Source organism: Leucobacter sp. GX0328, assembly GCF_053567315.1.
In genome coordinates, this window is the sequence record NZ_JBSGPC010000001.1 from 440,868 (window position 1) to 467,134 (window position 26,267).

The 26,267-nt window shown below is 70.0% G+C and carries 29 protein-coding genes and 1 pseudogene; 13 read left to right on the top strand and 17 right to left on the bottom strand.

The genetic code is table 11. From position 1 onward, the window contains the following. Positions 1–22: 22 nt before the first annotated feature. Entirely contained in the window at positions 23–553 is a 531-nt protein-coding gene (locus tag ACUYTF_RS01955; RefSeq protein WP_449279259.1) for a DNA modification methylase, read from the bottom strand. Positions 554–774: 221 nt separating this feature from the next. Here ACUYTF_RS01955 and ACUYTF_RS01960 point away from each other — a divergent pair, with 221 nt between their 5' ends. The 3 genes from ACUYTF_RS01960 to ispF all read left to right on the top strand — a co-directional run bounded on the left by ACUYTF_RS01960 (position 775) and on the right by ispF (position 2,647). Next, positions 775–1,275 (top strand): CarD family transcriptional regulator, encoded by a 501-nt coding sequence (locus ACUYTF_RS01960; RefSeq protein ID WP_434141100.1) that lies wholly within the window; start codon positions 775–777, stop codon positions 1,273–1,275. A 119-nt stretch (positions 1,276–1,394) separates the two neighbouring features. Next, positions 1,395–2,183, top strand: coding sequence for a 2-C-methyl-D-erythritol 4-phosphate cytidylyltransferase (gene ispD, locus ACUYTF_RS01965; RefSeq protein WP_434141099.1), 789 nt, complete (start codon positions 1,395–1,397; stop codon positions 2,181–2,183). After that, positions 2,180–2,647 carry a 2-C-methyl-D-erythritol 2,4-cyclodiphosphate synthase gene (gene ispF, locus ACUYTF_RS01970; RefSeq protein WP_434141098.1) on the top strand — a complete coding sequence of 156 codons (468 nt, stop codon included), beginning with the start codon at positions 2,180–2,182 and terminating at the stop codon, positions 2,645–2,647. Before ispD ends, ispF begins: the two co-directional genes overlap by 4 nt. A gap of 30 nt (positions 2,648–2,677) precedes the next feature. Here ispF and ACUYTF_RS01975 read toward each other — a convergent pair whose 3' ends face one another. From ACUYTF_RS01975 to ACUYTF_RS02000, 6 genes are all read right to left on the bottom strand, one after another. Further along, positions 2,678–4,066, bottom strand: coding sequence for an FtsX-like permease family protein (locus ACUYTF_RS01975; protein WP_434141097.1), 1,389 nt, complete (start codon positions 4,064–4,066; stop codon positions 2,678–2,680). Beyond that, complete coding sequence (locus ACUYTF_RS01980) at positions 4,063–4,827, bottom strand: ATP-binding cassette domain-containing protein (RefSeq protein ID WP_434141096.1); 765 nt, start codon at positions 4,825–4,827, stop codon at positions 4,063–4,065. Before ACUYTF_RS01980 ends, ACUYTF_RS01975 begins: the two co-directional genes overlap by 4 nt. Positions 4,828–4,940: 113 nt before the next feature. Then, positions 4,941–5,573 (bottom strand): LysE family transporter, encoded by a 633-nt coding sequence (locus tag ACUYTF_RS01985; protein ID WP_434141095.1) that lies wholly within the window; start codon positions 5,571–5,573, stop codon positions 4,941–4,943. A 9-nt stretch (positions 5,574–5,582) separates the two neighbouring features. Next, a complete protein-coding gene (locus tag ACUYTF_RS01990) occupies positions 5,583–5,822 on the bottom strand; it encodes a helix-turn-helix domain-containing protein (RefSeq protein WP_434141094.1) in 240 nt (79 codons plus the stop codon). A 21-nt stretch (positions 5,823–5,843) separates the two neighbouring features. Next, on the bottom strand, positions 5,844–6,236 hold the full coding sequence (locus ACUYTF_RS01995) for a hypothetical protein (RefSeq protein WP_449279260.1): 393 nt from the start codon (positions 6,234–6,236) through the stop codon (positions 5,844–5,846). A gap of 5 nt (positions 6,237–6,241) precedes the next feature. Continuing rightward, complete coding sequence (locus ACUYTF_RS02000) at positions 6,242–6,973, bottom strand: CPBP family glutamic-type intramembrane protease (RefSeq protein WP_434141092.1); 732 nt, start codon at positions 6,971–6,973, stop codon at positions 6,242–6,244. Between the two features lie 139 nt (positions 6,974–7,112). Between ACUYTF_RS02000 and ACUYTF_RS02005 the strand changes: the two genes are divergently transcribed. From ACUYTF_RS02005 to ACUYTF_RS02020, 4 genes and pseudogenes are all read left to right on the top strand, one after another. Next, positions 7,113–8,162: an LLM class flavin-dependent oxidoreductase gene (locus ACUYTF_RS02005; RefSeq protein WP_434141091.1), complete on the top strand. Its 1,050-nt coding sequence runs from the start codon at positions 7,113–7,115 to the stop codon at positions 8,160–8,162. A gap of 28 nt (positions 8,163–8,190) precedes the next feature. Beyond that, positions 8,191–8,691, top strand: a complete 501-nt coding sequence (locus ACUYTF_RS02010) for a GNAT family N-acetyltransferase (RefSeq protein WP_434141089.1) — start codon at positions 8,191–8,193, stop codon at positions 8,689–8,691. 2 nt (positions 8,692–8,693) lie between these two features. Continuing rightward, a pseudogene (locus tag ACUYTF_RS02015) lies at positions 8,694–8,819 on the top strand (LLM class flavin-dependent oxidoreductase); the annotation flags it as partial. 63 nt (positions 8,820–8,882) lie between these two features. Further along, entirely contained in the window at positions 8,883–9,668 is a 786-nt protein-coding gene (locus ACUYTF_RS02020; RefSeq protein WP_434141088.1) for an alpha/beta fold hydrolase, read from the top strand. A 153-nt stretch (positions 9,669–9,821) separates the two neighbouring features. Here the strand turns inward: ACUYTF_RS02020 and ACUYTF_RS02025 are convergent, their stop codons facing one another. Beyond that, positions 9,822–10,076 carry a hypothetical protein gene (locus ACUYTF_RS02025; RefSeq protein ID WP_434141087.1) on the bottom strand — a complete coding sequence of 85 codons (255 nt, stop codon included), beginning with the start codon at positions 10,074–10,076 and terminating at the stop codon, positions 9,822–9,824. A 212-nt stretch (positions 10,077–10,288) separates the two neighbouring features. Between ACUYTF_RS02025 and ACUYTF_RS02030 the strand changes: the two genes are divergently transcribed. Further along, positions 10,289–10,756 carry a GNAT family N-acetyltransferase gene (locus ACUYTF_RS02030; RefSeq protein WP_434141085.1) on the top strand — a complete coding sequence of 156 codons (468 nt, stop codon included), beginning with the start codon at positions 10,289–10,291 and terminating at the stop codon, positions 10,754–10,756. A gap of 28 nt (positions 10,757–10,784) precedes the next feature. Here ACUYTF_RS02030 and ACUYTF_RS02035 read toward each other — a convergent pair whose 3' ends face one another. Next, a complete protein-coding gene (locus ACUYTF_RS02035; RefSeq protein WP_434141083.1) occupies positions 10,785–11,207 on the bottom strand; it encodes a hypothetical protein in 423 nt (140 codons plus the stop codon). A gap of 48 nt (positions 11,208–11,255) precedes the next feature. Here ACUYTF_RS02035 and ACUYTF_RS02040 point away from each other — a divergent pair, with 48 nt between their 5' ends. Further along, on the top strand, positions 11,256–11,792 hold the full coding sequence (locus ACUYTF_RS02040) for a dihydrofolate reductase family protein (RefSeq protein WP_434141082.1): 537 nt from the start codon (positions 11,256–11,258) through the stop codon (positions 11,790–11,792). A 57-nt stretch (positions 11,793–11,849) separates the two neighbouring features. Next, positions 11,850–12,341: a nucleoside deaminase gene (locus ACUYTF_RS02045; RefSeq protein ID WP_434141080.1), complete on the top strand. Its 492-nt coding sequence runs from the start codon at positions 11,850–11,852 to the stop codon at positions 12,339–12,341. A gap of 56 nt (positions 12,342–12,397) precedes the next feature. Here the strand turns inward: ACUYTF_RS02045 and ACUYTF_RS02050 are convergent, their stop codons facing one another. Both ACUYTF_RS02050 and ACUYTF_RS02055 read right to left on the bottom strand, forming a co-directional pair. Next, entirely contained in the window at positions 12,398–12,838 is a 441-nt protein-coding gene (locus ACUYTF_RS02050) for a DUF1801 domain-containing protein (protein ID WP_434141078.1), read from the bottom strand. Positions 12,839–12,845: 7 nt separating this feature from the next. Next, the gene (locus ACUYTF_RS02055) at positions 12,846–13,349 is read right to left on the bottom strand and encodes an SRPBCC domain-containing protein (protein WP_434141076.1); all 504 of its coding nucleotides are present in this window, start codon (positions 13,347–13,349) and stop codon (positions 12,846–12,848) included. A 270-nt stretch (positions 13,350–13,619) separates the two neighbouring features. On the opposite strand from ACUYTF_RS02055, the gene ACUYTF_RS02060 reads away from it, so the two are divergent. The 3 genes from ACUYTF_RS02060 (at position 13,620) to ACUYTF_RS02070 (ending at position 15,713) form a co-directional block, all read left to right on the top strand. Then, on the top strand, positions 13,620–14,342 hold the full coding sequence (locus ACUYTF_RS02060; protein ID WP_434141074.1) for a VIT1/CCC1 transporter family protein: 723 nt from the start codon (positions 13,620–13,622) through the stop codon (positions 14,340–14,342). Positions 14,343–14,511: 169 nt separating this feature from the next. Then, entirely contained in the window at positions 14,512–14,856 is a 345-nt protein-coding gene (locus ACUYTF_RS02065; protein ID WP_434141073.1) for an MGMT family protein, read from the top strand. Further along, positions 14,853–15,713, top strand: a complete 861-nt coding sequence (locus tag ACUYTF_RS02070; protein ID WP_434141071.1) for a LysR substrate-binding domain-containing protein — start codon at positions 14,853–14,855, stop codon at positions 15,711–15,713. Before ACUYTF_RS02065 ends, ACUYTF_RS02070 begins: the two co-directional genes overlap by 4 nt. 15 nt (positions 15,714–15,728) lie before the next feature. On the opposite strand, the gene ypfJ is transcribed toward ACUYTF_RS02070, so the two are convergent. The 6 genes from ypfJ to ACUYTF_RS02100 form a co-directional block, all read right to left on the bottom strand. Then, the gene (gene ypfJ / locus ACUYTF_RS02075) at positions 15,729–16,622 is read right to left on the bottom strand and encodes a KPN_02809 family neutral zinc metallopeptidase (RefSeq protein ID WP_434141070.1); all 894 of its coding nucleotides are present in this window, start codon (positions 16,620–16,622) and stop codon (positions 15,729–15,731) included. A 221-nt stretch (positions 16,623–16,843) separates the two neighbouring features. Then, positions 16,844–17,869 (bottom strand): prolyl aminopeptidase, encoded by a 1,026-nt coding sequence (gene pip / locus ACUYTF_RS02080; protein WP_434141069.1) that lies wholly within the window; start codon positions 17,867–17,869, stop codon positions 16,844–16,846. A gap of 208 nt (positions 17,870–18,077) precedes the next feature. Next, positions 18,078–20,159 (bottom strand): acyl-CoA dehydrogenase family protein, encoded by a 2,082-nt coding sequence (locus tag ACUYTF_RS02085; protein WP_434141068.1) that lies wholly within the window; start codon positions 20,157–20,159, stop codon positions 18,078–18,080. 214 nt (positions 20,160–20,373) lie between these two features. Further along, on the bottom strand, positions 20,374–20,871 hold the full coding sequence (locus ACUYTF_RS02090; protein WP_434141066.1) for a hypothetical protein: 498 nt from the start codon (positions 20,869–20,871) through the stop codon (positions 20,374–20,376). Positions 20,872–20,895: 24 nt separating this feature from the next. Further along, entirely contained in the window at positions 20,896–22,395 is a 1,500-nt protein-coding gene (locus ACUYTF_RS02095; protein ID WP_434141065.1) for a DEAD/DEAH box helicase, read from the bottom strand. A gap of 2 nt (positions 22,396–22,397) precedes the next feature. Further along, positions 22,398–26,219 (bottom strand): efflux RND transporter permease subunit, encoded by a 3,822-nt coding sequence (locus ACUYTF_RS02100; protein WP_449279261.1) that lies wholly within the window; start codon positions 26,217–26,219, stop codon positions 22,398–22,400. Positions 26,220–26,267 lie beyond the last annotated feature (48 nt).

Genomic DNA, 26,267 nt, shown 5'->3' on the forward strand with positions numbered 1-26,267 from the left:
GCCTCCGCCGTACGAACGGGAACTACTGGGCCGTGGTCGTGTCCTCGGCCTCGAGCGCCTCGGAGGTGTCCGTCGCGCCTTCGGCCGCGGCCTTCTCGGTGGCGCTATTGGCAGTCCGATCGTCGGCGTCCTGGCCGAAGCCGGCCGGCAGCACATAGTCGCGGTACTCGGCGAGCTCGCCGTCGAGCACGGGCACCTGGTGCGCGACCTCGCTGGCGCCGGAGACCTGGAAGCTCGCGGGGGCGGTGGCGCCCGGGGCGAGGCCCTTGACGGTCACGAGCACCGGAGCCTCTTCGCCCTCGGGATTGCCGAACTCGGCGATGCCCTCGGGAATGGTGAATTCAGCGGTCGCGTGCTGCGAGTTCTCGCCCTCGAAGTTGATGGTGAGGTCGACAGGGGCGCCCGAGTTGTTGACGCTCGAGAAGACGACATTGAAGTTCTCGCCGTTCTCGTCCTCGATCAGCAGCACGTTGCGCAGCTCGATCTCGCCCACGTTGACGTCGACGCCGTCGCTCGGGGCGTAGCTCACGAGAGTCGCCTGGGGCGCCATCATGGCACAGCCCGATGCACCGAGCAGAAGGCCCGCTGCAAGAGCGATGGAAGAGGCGATCCGATTCTTCAAGTGGTCCTCCGAGCGTCGGTATCTACACGCAGTGCGCCATACGGATAATGACGCGCAGTTCGGATCAATCATAGCGGCGCAGCGGGGCCGCCCGCCAATTCCGGCGGCGGCTATGGTATCCTAGTGGCTGGAAAACATAAAGGAGCGACTCGATGCAATTTGAGGTCGGAGAGACTGTTGTCTACCCCCACCACGGACCGTCCAAGATCATCGAGATCAAGAAGCGCAAGATCGGCGGCGAGGAAGTCACATTCCTCCGCCTGCACGCGAGCCAGCCGACTCCGGTCGACATCGAGATCCCCGCAGACAGCGTCGAGCTCGTCGGCATCCGCGATGTGATCGATCCCGAGGGTCTCGAGCGCGTCTTCGACGTGCTGCGTGCACCGTTCACCGAAGAGCCCAGCAACTGGTCGCGCCGGTTCAAGCTGAACAATGAGAAGCTCTCTTCGGGCGACATCATCAAGATCTCCGAGGTCGTTCGCGACCTGTGGCGCCGCAGCCAGGGCACCCGCTCGCTGTCGGCCGGCGAGAAGGGCCTCTTCGCGAAGGCCCGTCAGATCCTCGTCTCCGAGCTCGCGCTCGCCGAGAAGACCGATGAGGAGCAGGCGTCGAAGATCCTCGACGAGGTCCTCGCCTCCGAGGCGACGGTCTGAACGAATTCTGAGGGGCCCGTGGCGATCGCGGGCCATTGAACAGGGCGGGCATCCTCCGGGATGCCCGCCCTGTTCGCATTCCGATCCCGCCTGTGCTCCTCCGCGAGTACGCTGGGCCCATGGTCAACTCACCGCTCGAGAACGAACTCCACCCGACCGGCGCGCGGCCGCACGCCCGGGGCGCCCTGGGCGTCGTGATCGTCGCGGCGGGCCGGGGCGAACGGCTCGGCCTCGACGTCCCGAAGTCCTTCGTGCAGCTGCACGGGCGCCGCCTCCTCGAGTTCGGCGTCGCGACCGTGACCTCGCTGCCGCACGCCGGCCACCTGGTGATCGTCGTGCCCGAGGGCCGGGCCGCCGAGACGCTCGCCCTCGTCGATCAGGTGCTGCCTCCGACCTCGGCGTGGGAGGCGACGGTCGCCGTCGGCGGCCGCGAACGTCACGAATCCGTCAGGTTCGGTCTCGACGCGCTCCCCGACTCCGTCGAAACGGTCCTCGTGCACGACGCCGCGCGCCCGTTCGCGAGCGCCGAGCTCTTCGAACGGGTGCTGGCCGAGGTGCTGCGCACGGGCGACGCCGTCATCCCGGCGATCCCTGTCGTGGACACCCTGAAGCGCATCGACGGCGACGGCGTGGTGCACGAGACCGTCGACCGGGCACCGCTCGCGGCCGTGCAGACGCCGCAGGGCTTCGTGCGCGAGCAACTGGCGGCGGCGCACGCGACCGCTCAGCTGCAGGGCGGGGCCGGGCTGCTGCCCACCGACGACGCCGACCTCGTGCAGCGCGCGGGCGGCACCGTGCGTACGGTCGCAGGCGAGCAGCGGGCGCACAAGCTCACGACGCGGGCCGACCTCGCCGTACTCGAGGCGCTCTACGCGCAGGGCGTCGCGGAAGCGCTGGAGCTGCGGTGATCAGGGTCGGCACCGGGGTCGACGTGCACGCCTTCGACCCGGCGGCCCCGCTGCGCCTCGCCGGCCTCGACTGGCCCGGCGAGACCGGCCTCTCGGGGCACAGCGACGGCGACGTCGTCTGCCACGCGATCGTCGATGCGCTGCTGTCGGCCGCGGGCCTCGGCGATATCGGGTCGCTCGTCGGCGTCGACGCACCCGAGACCGCGGACGCCGACAGCACGGGCTTTCTGCTCCGCGCTGCCGAGGAGCTCGCGGCCGCGGGCTGGCTGCCGGTGAACGTGTCGGTGCAGATCATCGGCAACCGCCCGAAGTTCGCGCCGCGGCGCGCCGAGGCGCAGGAGACGATGTCGCTGCTGCTCGGCGCGCCGGTGTCGCTCGCCGCGACGACGAGCGACGGCCTCGGCCTGACCGGCCGCGGAGAGGGCATCGCCGCGATCGCCACCGCCCTGATCGAACGGGTCTGATCGAGCGGAGCTGAGCCGCTCCCCCGCGGCTCAGTCTGCTGCGAGCGCCACCACCGGCGAGACGCGGATCGCGCGACGGGCCGGGGCCGCGGCCGCCAGCATCGCGAGCAGCACGCCGAACACCACGACGCCCGCGATGACGATCCACGGCATCGTCGGCAGTGCGAGGCCCACCTGCGAGCCGAGCATCGACTGCGCCGCGACCCACCCGTAGAAGGTGCCGAGCACGAGCCCCGCGCCGAGGGCGGCCAGCGTCATCTGCGCGCTCTCGGTGAGCACCATGCGCCGCACCTGGGATCCCGTGAAGCCGAGGGTGCGCAGCAGGCCGAGCTCCCGGGTGCGCTGCAGCACGCTGAGCGAGAGGGTGTTCACGAGGCCGACGGCGGCGATGACCGCCGAGAAGCCGACGAGCCCGGTGAACACGCCGGTCGTGATGGCGAGCGTGCTGTCGAGGCTCGCGGCCAGCTCAGGGTCGTTCGCGAACGCTTCGAGAGTCATCGAGCGGTAGCTCTCGAGCGCGACGGCGAACATGACGACCAGGGTGACGCCGATGACGAGGCCGATCGTGGATCGGGCGCTGCGTTCGGGGAAGCGCACGGTGTTCGCCGCCGCGATGCGGCCGGTGATGCTGCGGCCGGTCAGGCGGCCGGCGAGGCGCAGCAGGGGCGGCATGACGAAGTGCGCGCCGACGGCGATGCCGGTGAACGAGAAGAGACCGCCGAAGAACGAGACGAGCAGCGCGAGCGGCGTGACGAAGCTGAGCAGCAGGCCGAACGCGATCAGCGCCGCACCGCCGATGAGCAGCATGAGGGCGAATACGGTGCGGCCGGTGCGCTTGCGGGAGGCCTCGGGGGTCAGTTCGACGGCCGCCCCCGTCGCCGCGATGGGCGAGATGCCGGCGACGCGTCGGGTGCCGGCCCACGCGGCGAGCCAGGTGGTCGCTGCGACGACCGCGGCGGCGGCGAGCGCGAGCGGGTCGAGCAGCGGGTAGTCGCGCCCTTCGGGCAGCCAGCCGAGCGACGGGCCGATCCCGACGGTGACGGCGCAGAGCGCGATGGCGAGCAGCAGCCCGAGGATCGCGCCGACCGCGCCCATGAAGAGACCCTCGCCGGCGGTCTTCGCGCGCACCCGCGCGGAGGTCGATCCGATGAGCCGCAAGAGCGCGATGGTGCGCGTGCGCCCGGCGATCACCGTGGCGAAGGTGTTGGCGGTGACGATCGCGCCGACGTAGAGCGCGATGACGATGAAGATGAACGACACGATGAGCAGCATCACGCGGAAGGTGCCGGCCTCTGCGACGAGCTCCGGGTCGAGCGCGGCGGTGAGAATGCCGGTGAAGATGATGAGCGTCGCGGCGAACAGGGCGCTCAGGGCCGAGACGGTGACGGTCGCGAGGTGCTCGCGGATGACGGAGGTCATGCCGCGACCCCCTCGAGATGCAGCATGGTCTCGGAGATCTGCTCGGCCGACATGGCTCCGTGGTCGGCGACGATGCGGCCGTCGGCGAGGAAGAGGATGCGGTCGGCGTGGCTCGCTGCGATGGGGTCGTGGGTCACCATGGCGATGCTCTGCCCCTCGGAGTCGGCGGCCGCGCGCAGGAGGCGCAGCACATCGCGCCCGGTGCGCGAGTCGAGGGCGCCGGTCGGCTCGTCGGCGAAGATCACCTCGGGACGCGTGGCGAGGGCGCGCGCGATGGCGACGCGCTGCTGCTGGCCGCCCGAGAGCTCGTGGGGCCGATGGCCGGTGCGACCGTCGAGGCCGAGCCGACCGATCAGGGAGCCGATGCGCGCGCGCTCTTCGGAGTTCGGGGCGCGCCCGTCGAGTTCGAACGGGAGGCGGATGTTGCCGAGCACGTCGAGCGTCGGCACGAGGTTGAACGCCTGGAACACGAAGCCGATGCGGCGCCGGCGCAGACGGGTGAGGTCGGCGTCGCCGAGGCCCGTGATCTCGTCGTCGCCGAGCCACACGCGGCCGCTCGTCGGTGTGTCGAGGCCCGCCATCATGTGCATGAGGGTCGACTTGCCCGACCCCGACGGCCCCATGATCGCGGTGAAGCTGCCTCGCCTGATACCCATCGACACGTCGTCGAGGGCAGTCACGCGCTGCGCGGTCCCTCCGTACTGCTTGCCCAGGTTCGCGACGCGCGCGACCAGTCCCATTTCGCTCGGTTTCGTTTCCATGCTTCGAAACTATGCGGCGGGAGCGGGGCGGGGGATCGACCGGGAGTACCGATCGGGTCGTACCCCGGTACCGGTGTCCGGGCCGGTGCCGGCGCCGGTTCCGGCAAGACGGCTCAGCGGATGCAGAGCAGCAGCGCGGCGACTGCGATGAACAGCGCACCGAAGATCGAGCCGAGCACCTGCTGCCCGCGCATCGTTCCGGCGAAGCGGCCGAAGGGTTTCGCGGCGGCAGCGAAGAAGAACCACATCACGCAGGTGTCGACGAGCACCGTCGTCGCCGCGATGATGAGGTACTGCGGCAGTTGCGGCTGGTCGAGGCGCACGAGCTGAGGAATGAATGCGAGGAAGAACACGATCGCCTTCGGGTTCAGCAGGTTCACCCAGATGCCCCGCATCACGAGGTCGCGACGGCGATCGCCGAAGCGCGAGGCCGGGCCCGCCGCCCCTTCCTCCTTCGCCCGAGGCCGCGAGAACAGCATGCGCAGGCCCAGGTAGGCGAGATAGGCGGCACCGGCGTAGCGGATGAGCGCGAAGAGCACGGGCGAACTCGCCACCAGCACCCCGAGACCGGCGGCCGCGATGACGATGTGCACGATGAGCGCGATCTGCTGGCCGATGATGCCCCAGAGCGATCGGCGCCAACCCCGCGTCAGCGAGATCGACATCGTATTGATGGCGCCCGCGCCGGGCGTGAAACTGATGACGACGGTGGCGGCGAGCAGCGACAGCCAGGCGGAGAACGGCACCCGAGCAGTCTACGGACGCGGGGCGTCCCCGGCGGCATCCGCCTCCGGTTCGGCAACGGCCCCCGGGTCGAAGATCGCCTCGATCGTCGTGCCGAAGACGGCCGCCAGTTTGAAGGCGAGCGGCAGCGACGGGTCGTACTTGCCGCTCTCAATGGCGATGATGGTCTGCCGGGAGACCCCGAGGCGCGCCCCGAGCTCCGCCTGCGACCACCGGCGCTCGGCGCGTCGGGCCCTGATGTCGTTGCGCATGATCCTTACCAGCTCAGCCGCTCAGCGGTACCGCGCGTTCGCGACGAGCGACCCGACCAACCAGCCCGCCATCATGACGGCGAACGCGATCATCCAGTTCAGATGCGGGCCGCCGAACGATTCGAGCAGACCGATGACGAGCAGCGTCGGCACTCCGACCGCGAAGGCGATGATGAACGATTCCGCGAGCTTGCGCTGTGCGAACTCGTCCGATTCCCGATAGTACGCGACGACCGCCCAGGCCATCACCGCGACGCTCGGCAGGGTGAGCAGCATCGGCTGCCAGGTGCCGATACCGGCGCCGCGCATGACGAGCGCTGCGGCGAGCGTGAGGGCGTACAGCACCATTCCCGCGGCGAAGCGCGCGTTGTAACGGGCCGATGGCGACATCGTGCGGCGAGGATCTCTGCGCATCGTCATCACGCCAGTGCGAGCATCAGCGTCGGTAGGCCGAGGAACAGCAGGTCGAGTCCCCAGTGCGCGAGCACGAGCGGCGCGATACGCTTCATCCAGACCATGAGCCCGCCGAGGATGAGGCCGGCGAAGAGGGTGGTGAGCACCTTCGCAGCGACATCGGCCGGCGAGGTCAGGGCGAAGCCGATGTGCTGGATGCCGAAGACGACGGCCACGATGATCAGCGCGAGCGCGGTTCCGATGCGGCCCGCGAGGCGCGGCTGGGCGTAGCCCCGGTAGACCGCTTCTTCAGCGAGGGCGATGCTGAGCGGTGCGACGATGACGGCGACGAGCCCGACCCAGAGCGGCACGCTCGGCGTAGCGCCCGTCGGCATGGGCGGGGCGCCGTGGTAGACGATGAGGTTCGCGACGAAGTTCGAGACGAGGAAACCGACGGTCAGGATGACGAGCATGAGCGCGCCCCAGGCCAGGTCGACCCAGCGCCAGGGGCGGAAGAGGTCGCGCAGACCGCGACCCTCGGCGCGCATCGCGAGCGCGACGGCGGCGAGCGCGGCGACATCGACGATGACGACGAGGGCGTTGGCGTAGATCAGGGAGGTACGTGCTGCGATCAGGATCAGCCCGAGCGCGAGGATGAGCACGGGGCGGATGGCGAGCACGCCGATGAGGCGGAGCGCCGGGGTCGGTACGGTGCCGGGCAGACCGGCGGGATGCTGGGTGCTGGTCGTCGTGGTCATGATCTGAATGTACAGCGACCTTGACATGGAAGTCAAGCACCCTTGACAGACTCGCGGCCGACACCCGCCCGCGCGCATCGCGCCACCCGACGCGCCTCCCGGCGGGAATAGATGCACATGCATACAGGTTGGAGCCATCATGAAAGCATTCGGATTCCTCTCATTCGGCCACTACGGCCCCGTTCCGGGGTCGCGCGTGCGCACTGCGGGCGACATGCTCAAGCAGACCATCGAGCTCGCGGAGGGAGCCGATGAGATCGGTGTGAACGGCGCCTTCGTGCGCGTGCACCACTTCGCTCGGCAGGCGGCATCGCCGATCCCTCTGCTCACCGCGATCGCCGCGCGCACGAAGCGCATCGAGGTCGGCACAGGCGTGATCGACATGCGCTACGAGAACCCGCTGTATCTGGCCGAGGAGCTCGCGGCGCTCGATCTCATCTCGGACCAGCGCATCGCGATCGGCATCAGCCGGGGGTCCCCGGAGACCGCCGTGCGCGGCTACGAGGCGTTCGGCTACACCGGCTCCGACGACCCGCGCGGCGCCGACATCGCCCGCGACAAGTTCGAACTGTTCCTGCAGGCGATCGACGGCGACGGACTCGTCGAGGCCGACCCGCAGATGGCGCCACCGGGCCGCCTCGCGATCGAGCCGCGCTCCCCCGGGCTGCGCGACCGCATCTGGTGGGGCGCCGGCTCGCGCACCTCGGCCGTCGACGTCGGGCGCATGGGGCTCAACATGATGAGCTCGACGCTGCTCACCGAGGCGACGGGCGAACCGTTCCATGTGCTGCAGCGGCAGCAGATCGAGCAGTTCCGCGAGGCGTACCGCGAGGCCGGCCACACCGGCGCGCCCCGCGTCTCGGTGAGCCGCAGCGTCTTCCCGCTCGTGAACGAGCAGGACGAGATGTACTTCGGCATCCGCGGGCGCGATGGGCAGGATCAGGTCGGCATCATCGACGGGCTGCGCTCGACGTTCGGCAAGACCTACGCCGATTCGCCCGACCGCCTTATCGAGCAGCTGCGCGCCGACGAGGCCGTGATGGCTGCCGACACGCTCATGCTGACCATCCCGAACCAGCTCGGTCCGGAGTACAATCTCCATGTGCTCGACTCGTTCGCGAAGCACGTCGCCCCCGCGCTCGGATGGCAGCCGAACACCGAGGGGCCGGTGCAGGGCGACGCGGTCTAGGGACAGCGTCTTATAGTCTTGACAGCCTATGAGCGCGACGCCGCAAACTCCCAGCATCCGCCACTATCAGGCTGACGATGCTATGACCACACTGAGGATTTTCACGACGGCGATCACAAGAATCGCTGCGGCTGACTACTCGCCAGAGCAAGTCCAGGCCTGGGCCCAACCGGGCCGGCGCGATGTTGCGAGGTGGAACCTCGCCATGCGCAAGCGGAATAGTTTTGTCGCCACTGCGAACGGTGAGGTCGTTGGGTTTTCCGATGTCGATGAGCGTGGATACATCGACATGATGTTTGTGGACCCCCAACACCAGAGACAAGGAGTCGCGCACGCGCTTCTCATGGAGGCGGAAAAGCAATCAAGAGAACTCCACGCGACGAGCCTTACCGCCGATGTCAGCATTACTGCTCGACCGTTCTTCGAGAGACATAGATTCTCTATCGAGCGCCGACAGGAGCCGGTCAAACTGGGAGTAAAGCTTGTCAACTATCGAATGCGCAAGTTGCTGGACGAAGAGCACATTTAGGTCCGAACCAGCTCGGTCCGGAGTACAACCTCCATGTGCTCGAGTCCTTTGCTACCCATGTGGCTCCTGCTCTGGGGTGGAAGCCCAGCACGGAGGGCCCTGTGCAGGGAGACGCAATCAGCGCCTGACTCATCGTGGCCAGCAATGTGCGTCAGACCTGTGCCCGTCATGAGCCGAGCTAGGGTTGTGGAGTGATCGCAGAAATCCGCGGCGAAGGGCCGCCGCTCATCGTCATCCACGGTTTCGGCGTAGACCACCGAATCATGCTCCCGTTGGAGGACATGCTCGGAGAACAGAACTGGCAACGGGTATACCTGGACCTGCCCTGGGCTGCGGCCGCCGAAGACACCGGAGTTGCATCGCCTCAGGAGCTCGCAGATTCTGTGCTCGAGGAAGTGAGTCAGATCCTTGGGGGCAGAAGTTTCGCGGTGATCGGCAATTCCTTTGGCGCCATGGTCGCTCGCCATGTTGCCCATACCCTCTCCGAACAGTGTGTCGGCCTAGCAACGCTTGCGGGTGCTTTCCAGATGGATCGAACTCAGCGCGTCCTCCCTCAGCACCAGGCGACTCAGTACGACGAAAAAGTCCTCGAACTGGCCGGAGAAGCACGCGAAGAATTCGCTGAAATGGCGGTGATTCACACAGCAGCGAACCTCGAAGCGTTCGAAAGATTCGTACTACCGGGCATACGCGAATCCAAACAAGAGGTACTGGATCGGATCGGTGAAAGATACAGCACCGCGTACACTCCCGAGATTGCCGCGGCGGGGACTTTCATGGCACCCTCCCTGCATGTATTTGGACGCCAGGATCAGGTAGTTGGGTTTGAGGACGGAACCTCCTTCCGCAACCACCATGTTCGGGGAACATTCACGGTTCTCGATGCAGCAGGCCACAATTTGCACCTTGAACAGCCGGAGATCGTTTCGGCACTGATCCGTGAGTGGCTCCATCGCGTGTCCGTTTTCTACGCATAGAAACACGCTCGCATTCGTTGCACCGCGTACCCCAACCAGCTCGGTTCGGAGTACAACCTCCATGTGCTCGAGTCGTTCGCGAAGCACGTCGCACCCGAGCTCGGGTGGCAGCAGAGTTCGGGTGCGGCCGGTGCCGCTTCTTGCAGGCTCATCTCAACGGGTGCCCATGAGACGCGGCGGAGTCCCCTCGAGTCGAGCGATCGAGATCTTCACCTCGGTGAGTTCGGCTGACAGTCCGTCGATCCGTGCGCCCTGCTCGGAGAAGCGGGCATCCATATGCGAGGCGACCTGTTCGAATCGCGCGTCCGTCCGCGCTTCGAGGCGACGCACCAGCGTCACTGACGTGCCGATCGTGACCACAGCGAACGTGGCCATCGCCACGATGATGCTGATGGTCTCCGGGCCCAAGTACGCACCTCCTGCGGCGGGTGCTTCTTCAAGCGACCGTGGAGCGGGGCCCGGTAGGGCTCGGGATAGCTTTGTCCGTCGAAGGTGCCCTTCTGGACGCGAGGTGCCGTTATTCCCCGCCCATCAGGGCACCGCGCGTGCGTAGGGGCACCGACGGCGACCGTAGGAGACGCGACGGAGGCTCCGGTGCGATTCGATGGGATACTGGGACGATGGATTCGCACGACCGGCAGACCGCTGACCTCCTGATTCGCCCGTGCCGCGGCGCGGACGAGTATCCGATGCTGGTGGAGATCTGGCGCAGCGCCGTGCGCGCGACCCACGACTTCCTCGACGAGGCCGACTTCGCACGCATCGAATCCCGTCTCGCCGCCGACTACTTCCCCGCGGTCGCGCTCACCGTCGCCGAGCGCGGCGCGGAGGTCGTGGGCTTCGCGGGAGTGGCCGAGGGCAACCTCGAGATGCTGTTCATCACTGACGAGGCCCGCGGCGCCGGCATCGGTTCGGCTCTGCTCGCCGAGGCGATCGCGCACTACGGCGTGAACACGGTCGACGTGAACGAGCAGAACCCGGCCGCTGTCGGCTTCTACACCAGTCGGGGCTTCGTGCAGGTCGGCCGCAGCGAACTCGACGGCGACGGCCGCCCGTACCCGCTGCTGCACCTCGCGCTGCGGTCGTAGTCGACTCGCGGCAGACCCGTCGCCGCCCTCAGACGCGATGACGGCGCCGACGCACGGACGCGATGATGAACGCCGCGATTCCGGCAGCGCCGAGCACCAGGAACAGCACGCCTGCGACTACGCCAGCGCCGCCGCCGCGCCAGCCCCACGCCCCGGGCGTCGCGATGCCGGCGATCACCGCGAGCACGCCCGTCACGACCATCGCGATGGCGATGAGCAGCACCGGGATGCGGGCTGCGGCCGATTCGCTGCCGCGCAGGTGCGCGATGCCCGTGCACACCGCCATCGCGCCGAAGGCGGCGCCCGTCGCCCCGAGCCAGCGGTTGCCGACCACGATCAGCAGCACCCCGGCCGCGATGAAGACCGCGCCGACGACGAGCAGCAGCACGCCGTCGCGGCGCTCCTTGCGGCGCCCCTCGCGCAGTGCGCGGGCGAAGGCCTCCGATTCCATGCTTCGAGCTTAAGCGACTCGTACGCCCGGCACGCCTACGATGAAGGCATGGCCACCCATTTCTACACCGCTTCGAGCCTCGACGGCTTCATCGCGACCCCCGACCATTCGCTCGACTGGCTCTTCGCGCAGGACTTCGATTTCGAGGGCCCCATGGCCTACCCCGCGTTCTCGGCGGGCATCGGCGCGCTCGTCATGGGCGCGTCGACCTACGAATGGCTGCTCGCCGCCGACGAGGGGTGGCAGTACGAGCAGCCCGCATGGGTGTTCACGCACCGCGACCTCCCCGTGATCGAGGGCGCCGACATCCGGTTCGTACAGGGCGATGTGCGCGAGATGCACTCCGCGGCGGCTCGGGCCGCCGATGGCAAGGACGTCTGGGTCATGGGCGGCGGCGATCTCGCCGGCCAGTTCGCCGATGCCGGCCTGCTCGACGAGGTGTGGGTGCAGTACGCCCCCGTCATGCTCGGAGAGGGCCGCCCGCTCTTCCCGCGCAGACTGCACCTCGAGCTGCTCGACACGGCCCGCAACCGCGACTTCGTGTGCGCCCGCTACGGAGTAATGCACGACTCCCCGCTCGGCTGACGGGCCGGGCGGCGCAGCACTCGAACCCGTGCCCGCCGGGCCTGCTACCGTGACGGCATGACCGATTCGCGCTCGCTCTCCCCCGAAGACCTCGCCCACCTGCGCCGCTGCGTCGAGCTCGCCCGCGAAGCGCTCGACGACGGCGACGAGCCGTTCGGCTCGATCCTCGTCGATGCCTCGGGCGCCGTGCGCTTCGAGGATCGCAACCGGGTCAAGGGCGGCGACCACACCCTGCACCCCGAGTTCGAGATCGCCCGCTGGGCGGCGAACCACCTGACGCCCGCGGAGCGCGCCGGCTCCACCGTCTACACCTCGGGCGAGCACTGCCCCATGTGCTCGGCCGCGCACGCGTGGGTCGGGCTCGCCGATATCGTGTACGCCTCGAGCACCGAGCAGCTCACCGCCTGGCTTGCCGAATGGGACGTGCCGGCCGGCCCCGTGAACCCGCTGCCCGTCGAGGCGGTCGCCCCGGGCATCGCGACCCGCGGCCCCGCACCCGAGCTCGCTGACGAGGTCAAGACGCTGCAGGCCCGCCTCCACGGAAGGTAGCGCGACGCCGCCCTTCGGAGCGGCTCCCCGGAGCATCTCCGCGGAGCTCGGCGGGGTCAGTCGGCGCCGCCGGCGCTCCCCCAGCGTTCGCGGTTGAGCTCGAGCGAACGCACGAGCAGCTCGCGCAGCACTTCGCGATCGATACCGGTCAGCCGCGTCAGGTACAGGCAGACGCGGCTCGCGCGATGCCTGCCGAGCCGCTCGAGCAGACCGGGCCAGCGTTCGGCGAAGCCCTCGATGAGATAGATCGTGTGCTTCGCCGAGCCCGTCGCGAAGCCGAGTTCGGGCGCGCGCCCGCCGTGACCGGTCGCGTAACGGTACTCGTACTCGCCGAAGCCGATGATGCGGCCGGCCCATACCACGGGCTCGGTGCCGCTCACCGCGCCGAGCAGCGCGACCAGTTCGGCGGCCTCATCGCGCCTCGGGCCCGAGACCCGGCCCAGCACCTCGGCGATGCTCTCGCCGGTCGGGCGCATCGCAGGCTGCTTCGTCACCATCCCGACCTCACCGTTGCCAGACCAGGTACGCCTCGCGCAGCGCCGGGTAGTACTGGTCGAACCCCGGCCGCTCGGTGCCCTCGGTCGCGGCGACGAGCAGATCGAGGTAGTACTCCCAACCGGGGCCGATCTCGCCGACCTGCGCGAGGTCGGCGTCAGAGAGATGGTGCATGAAGGTCAGCAGCGAGTCGTCCTCGCCGTCCTCCTCGACCCGCAGCTCGAGGTGCCAGCCCCCGACCTCCTCCTCGGCCTGCAGCACGAGCCGCGCCGGCGCCTCGCATGCGTCGATGCGCATACCGATGGCCGGCTCGTGATCCTCGAAGCGCATGCGCACCCGCACGGCGCCGCCCGGCCTCGCATCTCCCTCCCACGGCCCGAACCACTGCTCGGTGAGCTCGGACTCGGTGAGATGCGCCCAGGTCTCCTCGGCGGCCAGCGCCAGGGATCGCACCAGCACGAGCACCGGACCCCGCTCGCCCGTCACCACTCGGCCGCTGGCTTCGCCACTCATCTCGTCTCCTCCGTGCACGGGCTCGGCGCTCTCCGTGCCTCGCGGCACAGCCTACCGCGCACCGCCCCAGACGCGCACCGCCCGCGCAGCCCCGAAAGTTCGCCCTCCCGAACATCAATGCGCCCCCGCGGCGAGGTCGTGGACCGGCTTCTCCCTCGCCTCCGGAAGTTGCTACTGTGATGCCTCGTGCGAGGCGCGGCCGCGGATCATCGGCCGGGCGCCGCAGCGCGCGACCTGCGCGCACGGCCGCACGGATCAGGGAGCAGCGACATGACCGAGTACGACATCTCGTACCCGCACGAGTACGATCACAGCCACGCCGATGTCTCATCGGGCTGGCTGCGCGCGAGCGTCTTCGGCGCGATGGACGGCCTCGTCTCGAACGTCGGACTCATCGCCGGTATCGCAGCGGCGGGCGCCGCCCCCGGCATCGTGGCGATCACGGGCATCTCGGGCCTCATCGCCGGCGCGATCTCGATGGCGCTCGGCGAGTACACGTCGGTGCGCACCGCGAACGAGCAGTTCGACGCCGAGATGACGGCCGAGGTCCAGGCTCACACCCGGAACCCGCAGGGCGAGCAGGCCGAACTCGAGCGCCGCTTCCTGCGCTACGGCATGACCCCCGAGATCGCCCGCACCGCTGCTTCTCAGGTGCAGGAGAACCGCGACAGCGCCGTGCAGTTGCACCTGATGCAGGAGCTTGGTCTCAGCCCCGACGGGCACCCCTCGCCCTGGGTCGCGGCCTTCTCGTCGTTCCTGTCGTTCGCGGTAGGCGCTTTCATCCCGATCATCCCCTTCATCTTCGGCTTCGGCACGCTCGGCTGGGGTTTCGCATTCGGCGGTGCGGGCCTCCTCGTCGCCGGCGGCCTCGCGGCGCGCTTCGCGCGTCATAACTGGGTGAAGGGGGCGCTGCGGCAGCTCGTGTTCGGCGGTATCGCGGTCGCGGCGACCTACACGATCGGCATGCTGCTCGGGGTCTCGTCGCTCGGTTGATCGGCGGCGATCCCTGTCGAGTGCTGCTTGCGTCCGTGAGCTCAGTCGGATTCGAGAGCTCAGTCGGACATTCCGGCCCGAATCCATCCGATCGAGCTCCCATCTCCGAATGAAGCCACGGCGCTCGCGAATGCGCCACCGCATCGCACAGCTGCCGTACTCTGGAAGCATGCCGAGCGCCGAGTTCACCGAAGCCGTTCTCGGCATCGTCGCGCGCATCCCCGAGGGGCGTGTCATGACCTACGGCGATGTCGGCATCGCGATCGGCTCCGAGGCGCCGCGCGCCGTCGGCCGCGTACTGGCGCTCTACGGCCATGCCGTCGCCTGGTGGCGGGTCGTGCCGGCGAGCGGCCTCCCGCCGCAGGGGCACGCGCGCCCCGCCCTGCCGCACTACCTCGAGGAGGGAACGCCGCTTCGCGGATACGACGCCCGGCACCCCGAGGACTACCGGCTCGCGCTGTCGACCGCGCGGCTCCCCTACACCCACGAGATCTATTCGGAGGTCGCCCTGTGAGCGAGCATCGACCCTTGCGCCTCGGCTTCGCGCGCGGCATGGCCCCCGGCAAGTGGGCGAAGCGGTGGCAGCAGGCGGTCGGCGAGCCGCTCCAGCTCGTGCCCCTCGGGGTCACCTACGGCAGGGATCACCGGCCCATCGACGGCGGCCCCGTCGATGTCATGCTCGAGCGCACCCGCCCCGGCGACCTGCCCGAGGGCACGGCCTCACCCGAACCCACGCGGCACGCCGTGCGCCTGTACATCGAGGCGGTCGCGCTCGTCGTCGCGGCCGACCACGAGCTCGCCGGCGAGCCGGGCATCGATGCGGCCGATCTGGCCCTCGTGCGGCTCATGGACCATGGGGATCACCTGGAGCAGTGGCCGGCCGCCGAGCCCGCCGCGGACCCGTCGTGGAGGCCCCGTAACGCTGCAGCGGCACTCGCGGTCGTCGCGACGGGGGCCGGTGCCATTCTGCTGCCGCTGCCGCTCGCCCGGCAGCTCTCGTCGCGCAAAGAGCACGCCGTGCTGCCCGTGACCGGTGACACCGACCTCGAGGGCGGCGTCGTCTGGGCGAGCTGGGATCTGACGCGCGACGCATCGGACGTGCAGCAGCTCGCAGGAATCATGCGGGGCCGCACGGCCCGCAGCTCACGCACGGCCGCGTCCACGGGCGACGGCGGCAGCGACAGCGCTCCTGGCGTCGGCGAGGCCGCGGAGCAGCGTGCGAAGCGGAAGCCGCCCCGCCCCGCGACCGCGGCGAGCAAGAAGGCCGGGCCGAAGCCGGGCTCGCGCGGCGCGCAGCTCGCGGCGGCGAAAGCGAAGGCCGAGCGCAAGAAGGCCGAGAAGCGCCAGGCGGCCGGGCGCAAGAAGCGCTAGGCGCACCGCTCTCCGCTACAGCTGCGCGGCCGGCACGTCGAAGGTACCGCAGGCCGTCGGGCCCTGCTGGTAGCCGGTCTGGAACCAGCGCTGGCGCTGCTCGGAGGTGCCGTGGGTGAAGCGCTCGGGGTTGACGCCGACGCCTGCCGATTCCATGATGCGGTCGTCCCCGACGGCCGCCGCAGCGCTCATCGCATCGGCGATCTCCTGCTGCGTCACCGGCTGCAAATAGGGCACGCCCTGGCTGTCGGGCACCGTCGACGCGTTCTGCACCCAGGCGCCCGCGAAGCAGTCGGCCTGCAGCTCGAGCCGCACCGAGCCCGAGGTCGGGCCGGTGTCGCGGCCGACGCCCTGCAGGGAGCCGATCAGGTTCGACACGTGATGGCCCCACTCGTGCGCGAGCACGTACATCTCGGCGAGCGGGCCGCCCGAGGCGCCGTACTCCTGACTCAGCGTGTCGAAGAAGGCGACATCGACGTAGATGGCTTCTTCGGGCGGGCAGTAGAACGGGCCCGTCGCCGACGAAGCCGTACCGCACTGCGACTGCGTGCTGCCTTCGAAGAGCACGACATCGGCCGGGCTGCGATACCCGTCGATCTGGCCCGCCCAGTAGCGGTCGAGCGAGTCGCTCGTGCCGGCCATGCGGCACTCGGCGTCGCGGTTCGCATCGGCGCCGGTAGCGCAGTTCTCGAGGTCGCCCTGGTACTCCTGCGAGACCGCGCCCCCGCCGAACGCCTGCTCGGCGACGGGCGCGAAGCCCGTGAGGTCGACGCCGAGCAGCTGCGAGCCGAGCAGCAGGAGCAGCACGATGGCACCGCCGCCGCCCGCGATCATGCCGCCCTTCTTCATGCCCCCGCGCCGCTTCGTGACCTTGCTGGTATCGATGCGCGCGTTCTCGTTGAACGTCATGCTGGGCTCCTCATCGGGGTTGCTGTGCGGCTGTCGGGGCGGCGCTGCGTCGCATCTTCAGTGTATGGGCCGCCGGCCCCCTTCGCCGCGCCTTCCGCGCGACGCCGCGGTGACTATTCCGCGAAGCGGTCGGCGGACGATCACGAAGAACGCATCGCGTTCTGAGTATCGGCCGGTGGCGCTACTGCGCCAGCCGAACGAGCGAAGCGGTCGGCGGACGATCACGAAGAACGCATCGCGTTCTGAGTATCGGCCGGTGGCGCTACTGCGCCAGCCGAACGAGCGAAGCGGTCGGTTGCCCGGACCAGGGCGTCGACGATGCCGGGCTCGCTCGCGGCGTGGCCCGCGTCGGCGATCATCTCGAACGCGGCCTCGGGCCAGGCGCGGTGCAGGTCCCATGCGGTGCGGGGCGGGGTGCAGGTGTCGTAGCGGCCCTGCACGATCACGCCGGGCACGCCGCGCAGCTTCTCCCCCGCATCGCGGATGAGCTGCCCGTCTTCGAGCCAGCCGCCGTTCGTGAAGTAGTGGTTCTCGATGCGCGCGAACGCGACCGCAGAGGTCTCATCGGCGCGGGCGGCGGCGATGCTCTGCGCTTCGGGGATCAGCCGGATCGTCGAGTTCTCCCACACCGTCCACTCGACCGCCGCAGGCACGTGCACGGCGGGGTCGGCGTCGAAGAGGCGCCGGTGGTAGGCCCGCACGAGGTCGTCGCGCTCGGCCTCCGGGATGACGGAGAGGTAGTGCTCCCAGGCGTCCGGGTAGAGCTGCGAGGCGCCCTCCTGGTAGAACCAGTGGATCTCGGTCTCGCGCAGCGTGAAGATGCCGCGCAGCACGAGCTCGGTCACCCGCTCGGTGTGGGTCTGCGCGTAGGCGAGGGCGAGAGTCGAGCCCCATGAGCCGCCGAAGACCTGCCACCGGTCGATCTCGAGGTGCTCTCGCAGGCGCTCGATGTCGGCGACGAGGTGCCAGGTCGTGTTCGCGCTGAGGTCGGCTTCGGGGTCGCTCGCGTGCGGCAGGCTGCGGCCGCAGCCGCGCTGATCGAAGAGCACGATGCGGTACTTCTCGGGGTCGAAGTAGCGGCGGTGGTCTGCGCTGGCGCCGCCGCCGGGACCGCCGTGGAGGAACACGACGGGCTTGCCCTCGGGGTTGCCGCATTCCTCCCAGAAGATCTGCTGCCCGTCGCCGACGGGCAGTCGCCCGAATGCGTGGGGTTCGATCGGCGGGTACAGGGTGCGCAGTTCAGTCATGCTTCCACCTTAGGGCGACGAGCGGGAGGCGCGCAGGCGCCGGCGCCCGCCCCAGGGTATGTCTTCGGCCGAAGATATGGCCGATCCCTGGGGCGAATGGCAGATATACGGCAGAAACCTGATCAACGGGCGAGACGGACGTGGCCCGACAGGGATCGCCGGGCACGGCAGGGATCACCAGGGCCCTTCACGGGCCCCGGCGATCCACCTAGGCCTTCGCGGCGGCCTTGGCCTCGGCCTTCGCGCGGGCGCGCAGCTCCTTCTCGTGGATCGGCCAGAGACCGGCGGCCTTCTGCGCCTCGACGTAGTCGTGTGCCTCCTGCTGGCGCTCGGCTTCGATGCCGGTAGCGATCTCGGCGCGCAGCAGCTCGGGCGTCAGACCGAAGGCATCGACGAGGTCGAGCGCGTGCGGGCGCAGGCGCCCGATGAGGCGGTCGATGTAGGCGGTGACGGCCTCGGCGCGCTGGCCCGAGATGCGGCCAGCCGTGAGGTACCACGCCGCGTTCTGCTCGATGAGGCCGAGCCCGAACAGGTCGCGCAGCCAGGTGAGCACCTGGCGCGATCCCTCGTCGCGCAGCTCGCCGATGCCCTCGGTGAAGGCCTCCCACTGCAGCAGCTCGGCGTGCGCGCGCGCCGCCGCGATGAGCTTGTTCTGCTGCGCGTTGAACGCGTCCTCGGTGGCGATGGCGCGGGCACGCTTGTCGCTCTTGTCGATGCCCTTGGTGGCGTCGCGCAGCGCGACGGCGATCTCGGCGACCATCGTCTCGACGCGGTCGGTGAGCAGTTCGCGCTGAGCCTCGGGGGTGCGCATGCTCTCGACCGAGCGGGCGACGCGGCCGAGGTCGGCGATGCTCTGCCCCATCTGGCGCAGGCCGAAGCGGCTGACCCGGTCGCCGATCTGGCTCGCGGCGGCCTTCGCGAGCGCTGCGCGGTCGCCGCCAGCGAACTGCGCCGCGTAATCCGAGAGCAGGCGCTTGCCGACGAGCTGCAGCAGGATGTTGTTGTCGCCCTCGAAGGTAACGTAGATGTCGAGGTCGTGACGCAACCCGGTGAGGCGGTTCTTCGCCATGAATCCGGCGCCGCCGCAGGCCTCGCGCGCCTCCTGCAGCGTATCGAGCGCCGCCCAGGTCGACAGCGGCTTGAACGCCGCCGCGAGGGTCTCGAGGTCTTCGCGGTTCTCGTCGGTGTCGCGCGCCCCCGAGAAGACCTCGTCGAACACGGTGAGCAGGCGCTCGTCGGCGAAGGCCATGGCGTAGGTCTGGGCGATGCGCGGGATGAGGCGGCGCTGGTGGCGGCCGTAGTCGAGCAGCACGGTCTCGCGGCCCGAGGCGCCGGGGAACTGGCGGCGCTCGCTGCCGTACTTGACCGCGATCGCGAGGGCCGCCTGCATGGCGCGCACCGAGGCGCCGTCGAGCGAGACGCGCCCCTGCACGAGGGTGCCGATCATCGTGAAGAAGCGGCGGCCGGGGCTCTCGATGGCCGACGAGTAGGTGCCGTCGGCGGCGACGTCGCCGTAGCGGTTGAGCAGGTTCTCGCGCGGAATGCGCACGTGGGTGAAGTACAGCCGGCCGTTGTCGATGCCGTTGAGACCGCCCTTGACCCCGTCGTCCTCGCTGCCGATGCCCGGCAGCATCTCGCCCTCGCGCGTCCGGATCGGTACGAAGAAGGCGTGCACGCCGTGGTTGACGCCCTGCGTGATGAGCTGGGCGAAGACGACCGCCGCCTGGCCGTGCAGCGCGGCATTGCCGAGGAACTCCTTCCACGCCCCGGCGAAGGGGGTGTGGATCTCGAACTCCTCGGTGTCGGGGTCGTAGGTCGCGGTCGTGCCGATCGAGGCCACGTCGGAGCCGTGGCCGATCTCGGTCATCGCGAAGGCGCCGGGCAGTTCCAGGCTCATGATCTGCGGCAGCCACTTCTCGTGGTGCTGCCGCGTGCCGAGGTGCAGCACGGCGGCGCCGAAGAGGCCCCACTGCACACCGCTCTTGATCTGCATCGAGGGGTCGGCGAGCACGAGCTCCTGGAATGCGGCGATGTTGCCGCCGTGGTTGTCGCCGCCGCCGAGATCGCTCGGGAAGGCGCGCTGGATCGCTCCGGCGTCGACGAGCACCTGCAGCTGGCCGAGGGCGCGCTCGCGGAACTCGTCCATGGGGGTGCCCTGCGCGGTGTGCAGCCGGGGGTCGGCGGCGAGCGCGCGCGACTCGAGGCGCTCCTGCTTCCACTTGCCGAGCAGTGCATCGCCGACCTCGGCGACGTTCATGCGCGGTTCGGTGCGTGCGGTGTTCTCACTCATCGGTGCTCCTTCGATGCGGGGCCGTTCGGGGCCTCGGGGCGATGCTCGTGCGAAGGCCGGTCCGGGCGTGCCGGGCACGCTCGGCCTCCGCGTGGTACTCAGGCTACGGCCGCCCGCGCGCGGGTGCCACCGGTCGGGCACCGGCGCACAATCGGGCTCCGGCGCTTCCCGGAGGAGTTTGTGGCAACCCGCCAAAATTCAGTGTCGCGGATTGTCAGCCATCGACCGGAGGGATGAAGCGGATCACGGCGACCGGGTCGAATACCCGGTCGGCGGCGAGGATGGTGCCGATGAGCGAGATCACGGCATGGGCGAGCTGCATGAGGACCATGAGCACGGCGCTCATCACGACGAGCGGCATCAGTTCGAAGCTGCCGCCCGCGTCGATCGCGATCTGCCCGAAGACCGCAGCGGCGAGCAGACCGCCGAGGCCGATGATCATCGCGAGCGTCGCCGTCAGCATCCAGTTCGCCGCCCAGCGCGCGTTCTCCCGCACGACCGGCGACGGGTCGCGCCGCACGTTCGCCTGCTGCACGAGCAGCACGATGGGCGCCACGATCCACCCTGCCCACGGGATGAAGGCGAGGAAGCCGAGCGCCCAGAACTTTCGCCCCGACGGCCGCGGCGCCCACGTCGGGTACGGCGGCGGAGCCTGCCCGGGCACGAGCTGCGGAGGCTGCAGGCCCTGCGAGGGCTGCTGGTCTTCGGTCATGCGGTGTCCCTTCGCGCTTTGCCGCTACTGCCCGCCGGGGCGGAAATCGCCGAAGAAGTCGGGCTCGATGCCTGCCTCGGCGAACAGTTCGCGGGTGCGCTTCTGCCGGGTGCGCGGGATCAGCGTGATGACCCGCCCGTCGGCGCCCGCGCGGCCCGTGCGGCCGGCGCGGTGCAGATAGGCCTTGTAGTCGTCTGGCGGGTCGGCCTGCAGCACGAGGTCGACGCGGTCGACGTGGATGCCCCGGGCCGCGACATCGGTCGCGACGAGCACGCGCGCCCTGCCTTCGGAGAACTTCGCGAGGCTGCGTTCGCGCCGTGCCTGGCTCAGGTCGCCGTGCAGCGAGGTCGCTTTGATGCCCGCGTCCTGCAGCAGCTCGGAGACCTGCTCGGCGAAGGCCCGCGTGCGGCAGAACACCATGATGCGCCCGGGCTGCGAGGCGAGCTCGACGAGCGCCCGCTGCTTGTCCTCGCGCATCACGAGCAGCACGCGATGCTCGGTGCCGCCGGCGGCGGCCTCTTCGGCCTCGTGCGCGGCGGGGTCGCGCAGGAACTCGGCGACGAGCTCTGAGACGCCGCTGTCGAGCGTCGCCGAGAAGAGCAGCCGCTGGCCGCCGCGCTCGGTCTGCCGCAGAATGCGCTGCACGGGTTCGAGGAAGCCGAGTTCGCACATGTGGTCGGCCTCGTCGAGCACCGATACGAGTACCTCGCGCAGGTCGAGCTTGCGACGGTTCACGAGATCCTGCACCCGCCCGGGGGTGCCGATCACGATGTCGATGCCGCGCTCGAGGGCGTGCACCTGCGGGTCGATCGGCACGCCGCCGACGAGCTGCGCCGTGTAGAAGCCGACGGAGCGCGCGATCGGCTGCACCGTGCGGTCGATCTGCAGCGCCAGCTCGCGCGTCGGAGCGAGGATGAGCGCCTTCGGGTTACGGGCGGCTCGCGCAGGAGTGCGCGGGGCCCGCTCGCCGCGCGGTGTCTTCGGCTGGTGCTTCTGCGCCCGGGGATCGGCGGCGAACGCTCCCTCGGCCTTGAGCTTCAGCAGGCGCTCGACGAGCGCCGCGCCGAACGCGATCGTCTTGCCCGAGCCCGTGCGCGCGCGGCCGAGCACGTCGCGGCCCGCGACGGCGTCGGGGATGGTCGCGGCCTGGATCGGGAACGGTCGATCGGCGCCGAGCTCGCCGAGGGTGCGCACGATGTTGCCGCCGAGCCCGAGGTCCGCGAAGGTCATGCCGCGCACGTCGGCGGCCGTCGTGCGCTGCGCTTCGATCCGCTCGAGCCGGGGCTGCGCCTCTCGGCGCTGCGGGTCGCTCTGCTGCCGGCGCGATCGCCCGTCGATCGGGTCGGTCGACTGCGCCGCGCTGCGGTCGCGACCCCGGTCCCGATCGCGCGAACGCGGCGCGTCGGTACCGCGCGTCGCTTCCGTACCGTACTTGCGCCCTCTGAGGTTCTTGCCGCCCTTGCCGCCGCGTCGCGGGTCGTAATCGGCGGGCGCTTTGAACCCGCGATTCTTCTTCTGGGCCATGGTTACCGGCCTTCCTGGTCGCCGCGCGTGCCGTCCGCCTCGGAGTCCGCTGGGGCTCCGGAGGCGGAGCTTGCGCCGGTATCGGATTCGGACTCGACGCCCGCTTCGGCGTCGGTGTCGAGCAGCGCCTGGCGCATGAGTTCATCCCAGTCGGGTTCGGGCTCGTCTGCGACGGGCACGGGCGCTGCCGGTTGCGATTCGGCGTGCCCGGCGTGGCCCGACACCTCGGGGGCCGACATTCCGACCCGCATGAGCTCCTCGAGGATGCGGCGCTGCGTCTCCGGGTCGGCGGTCTGCGCAGGCGCGGGCAAGGCCTCTGACGCCGTCGGTGGTGCGCAGTCCCGCTCGGCCGCGCTTTCCGGTTCGGGGGTGAACTCGGGATTCGGAGCACCAGCGGACTCCGGATCGGGCTCACCGTCCGGCTCCGGCTCCGGCTCCGACTCAGACTCCGACTCAGACTCGTGCTCGTGCTCGCCGAACAGCTCCGCGAAGACATCTGGCTCAGGCTCAGGCTCAGGCTCAGCGACGATCTCGGGCGCGGCATCGATCTCGGGCGCGGCATCGATCTCGGGCTCAGCGGCCGCCACGGGCTCCCAGGCGGCCACGGGCTCGGCGTCGATCACCCACGGAGCGACCGCCATGGGGCGCCCGGCCGGCTCCGCAGCGGTGGGCGTCCCCGAACCGGGAGCTGCGAGCGCGGCGTCGGCATCGGCCCCCGTCAGCGCGGGCACGGGTCCGTCCGGGGCGGCTGCGCGAACCCGGCGATCGCGCCGGTTCTCACGGCCGCGTTCGACGACGTAGTACAGTGCGGGCAGCACGATGAGGGTGAGGACCGTCGACGAGAGCAGGCCGCCGATGACGACGACTGCGAGCGGCTGGGAGATGAACCCGCCCTTCCCGGTGATGCCGATGCCCATCGGGGTGAGGGCGAGGATCGTGGCGAGCGCGGTCATCACGATGGGGCGCAGACGCTGCATCGCGCCGTGCGTCACGGCATCGTGCAGAGAGTCGCCGCGCTCTCGGTACTGGTTCACCAGGTCGATGAGCACGATCGCGTTCGTCACGACGATGCCGACGAGCATGAGCACGCCGATGAGCGATGCGACGCCGAGCGGGATGCCGGTCGCGACGAGCAGCAGCAGCGCGCCCGTGGCCGCGAACGGCACCGAGACGAGCAGCAGCAGCGGCTGCAGCAGGCTGCGGAAGGTGGCGACCATCACGACGTAGACGATGAGGATCGCGGCCAGCAGCGCGAGCCCGAGCTGTTCGAACGCTTCGCTCTGCTGCGCCATAACGCCGCCGATGCTCGCGTTCGCGCCCTCGGGCAGCTGCACCGAGTCGAGCGCGGCGGTCACCTCGAGGCCGGCGGCGCCGAGGTCGTCGCTCTTCGGCAGCGCCGAGACGGTCACCACCCGGGCGCCGTCTTCGCTGCGCACGGTGACCGGGCCGTCGGCGACCTCGACCGCGGCGACCTGCGAGAGGGCGACCGGGCCGAGCGCGCTCTGGATGCCGAGGGCCGCGACTCCGGCCTGGTCGGTCGGTGGCACGCCGACCGCGAGGTAGACGGCCGTGCTGGTCTCGTCGACGACGATCTGGCCGATCTGCTGCGGCTGCATCTGCTGCGCGACCTGCATGGCGACCGCGGTCTCGGTCAACCCGAACTGGGCCGCGGCTGCGCGATCGACGGCGACCTTGAGGAACGGGCGCGACTGCGCGAGATCGCTCTCGACCTGTTCCAGCGACGGCTGCTCCGCGAGCGCCGCGACGACCGCGTCGCTCGCCTCTGCCAGGGTCGCCTGGTCGGGGGCCTCGACGGTGACGGCGATGCTGCTCGAGGCGGTGACGCCGCCGTCGGATTGGCCGAGCGAGAACTCGCCCGCGTCGTCGAGGGCGTCCACTGCGCCGCGGATCCGCTCCTGCAGCGCGGCCTGGTCGGCGTCGGCGTCGGTCGTGATCGAGTAGGTGACGGCGCCGTCGCCGCCCCCGCCGAAGATGGCGGCCATGCCGCCGCCGGCGCTGCCGATCGTGACCTGCACCGTCTCGATGCCGTCGACGCCGTTCAGGGCCTCCTCGACGCGTTCGGCCTGCGCGAGCTGCGCGTCGAGGCTCGTGCCGGGCGCGAGGGTCTGCACGAGGCCGACGGAGTTCTGACCCTGATCGCCCATGAAGCTGGTCTTCAGCAGCGGAGTCGCGGCGAGCGCGCCGGTGAGCCCTGCGACGATCACGGCGGCGCCGAGGGTGAGTGCGGGGCCGCGGCCCTTGAGCGTCCAGTCGATGACGGGGCGGTAGGCGCGCTGCAGCCAGGTGTCGCGCGGTTCGGGCCGCGGTGCGGCGGGCGTCGCGCCGCGGTGCGAGATGCGCAGGAACCAGTGCGCGAGCACTGGCACGATCGTGAGCGACACGAGCAGCGAGGCGATGAGCGCGATGGTGACGGTGAACGCGAAGGGGCGGAAGAGCTCGCCGACCATACCGTCGACGAACGCCATCGGCAGGAACACGGCGACGGTCGTAATGGTCGAGGCGGTGATGGCGCCGGCGACCTCGCGCACTGCCGTGACGATGGTACGGGCCCGTTCGTCGTCGGGCCGCTCGCCGAGATGCCGCTTGATGTTCTCGATGACCACGATGGAGTCGTCGACGACCCTGCCGATCGAGATCGTGAGCGCACCGAGGGTGAGCATGTTGAGCGTGTAATCGGCGAAGTTCAGGCCGATGAAGGTGAGCAGCACCGACATCGGGATCGAGATCGCCGTCACGAGGGTGGCCCGCACCGACAGCAGGAAGACGAGGATCACGAGCACCGCGAAGAGCAGGCCGAGCAGCCCTTCGGTGGTGAGCGTCTCGATCGACTGCTCGATGTAGGGCGCCTGGTCGAAGATGACGGTCAGCTGCGCGCCGCCGAGCTGCTCCTGCAGGCCGTCGAGCGAGCTCTGCACCGCGTGCGAGACGTCGACCGTGTTGGCCGCGGACATCTTGGTGACGGCGATCGTCAGGGCAGGGGCGCCGTCCACGCGCGAGATGCTCTCGACGGGGCCGGGTTCGAGTCGCACCTCGCCGACCTGGCCGATGGTGAGCGCGGTGCCGGGGATGGGCAGCGCCGCGACGTCTTCGACGCCCGTGAGCGCCGAGCCCGCTTCGATGGCGAGGGTGCGCTCGCCCTCGGTCACGGTGCCGGCGGCGACGAGCAGCCCGCTCTGCTGCAGCGTGTCGCCGAGTGTCTGCGGGGCGATGCCGTTCTCGGCGAGCACGTCGAGCCACGGCGCGATCGTGATGCGGTCGGGGCGGGCGCCGGTGAGCTGCGCGTCGCGCACGCCCTCGATGTCGCTGAGCTCGGGGATGGCGAGGCGCTCGATGGTCGCGGCCGCCTGCTCGGGCGTCTCGCCTTCGGCCGGCGCGACCGAGATCTGGATCACGGGGAAGTCGTCGATGCTGCCCGAGAGCACTTGCGAGTCGGCGGCCGCGGGCAGCAGCTCGGAGATGCGGCTGATCGCGCGCTCGACCTTCTGCTCGGTCGCGGTGATGTCGACGCCGTAGGTGAACTGCGCGACGACCATCGATGCCCCGGTGCTCGAGGTGGCGGTCGTGCTCTCGAGGCTCGGCACGGCCCGCAGCGCGGTCTCGATCGGGCCCGACACGTCGTTGTTCACCACCTCGGGCGACGCTCCCGGATACGAGGTGACGACGGCGATCGCCGGGAACTGCACCGACGGCATGAGCTCCTGCTTCAGCGACCCGACGCCGATGAGGCCGAACACCGCTGCGACGATCGTCACGAGCGCGATCAGGGCGCGGTTCTTGAGACTGACGACCGTGAGAAGATGCATGGCGTCCAGTATCCCATGCGGCATCGAGCAGCCTTCGGGTGGATAATG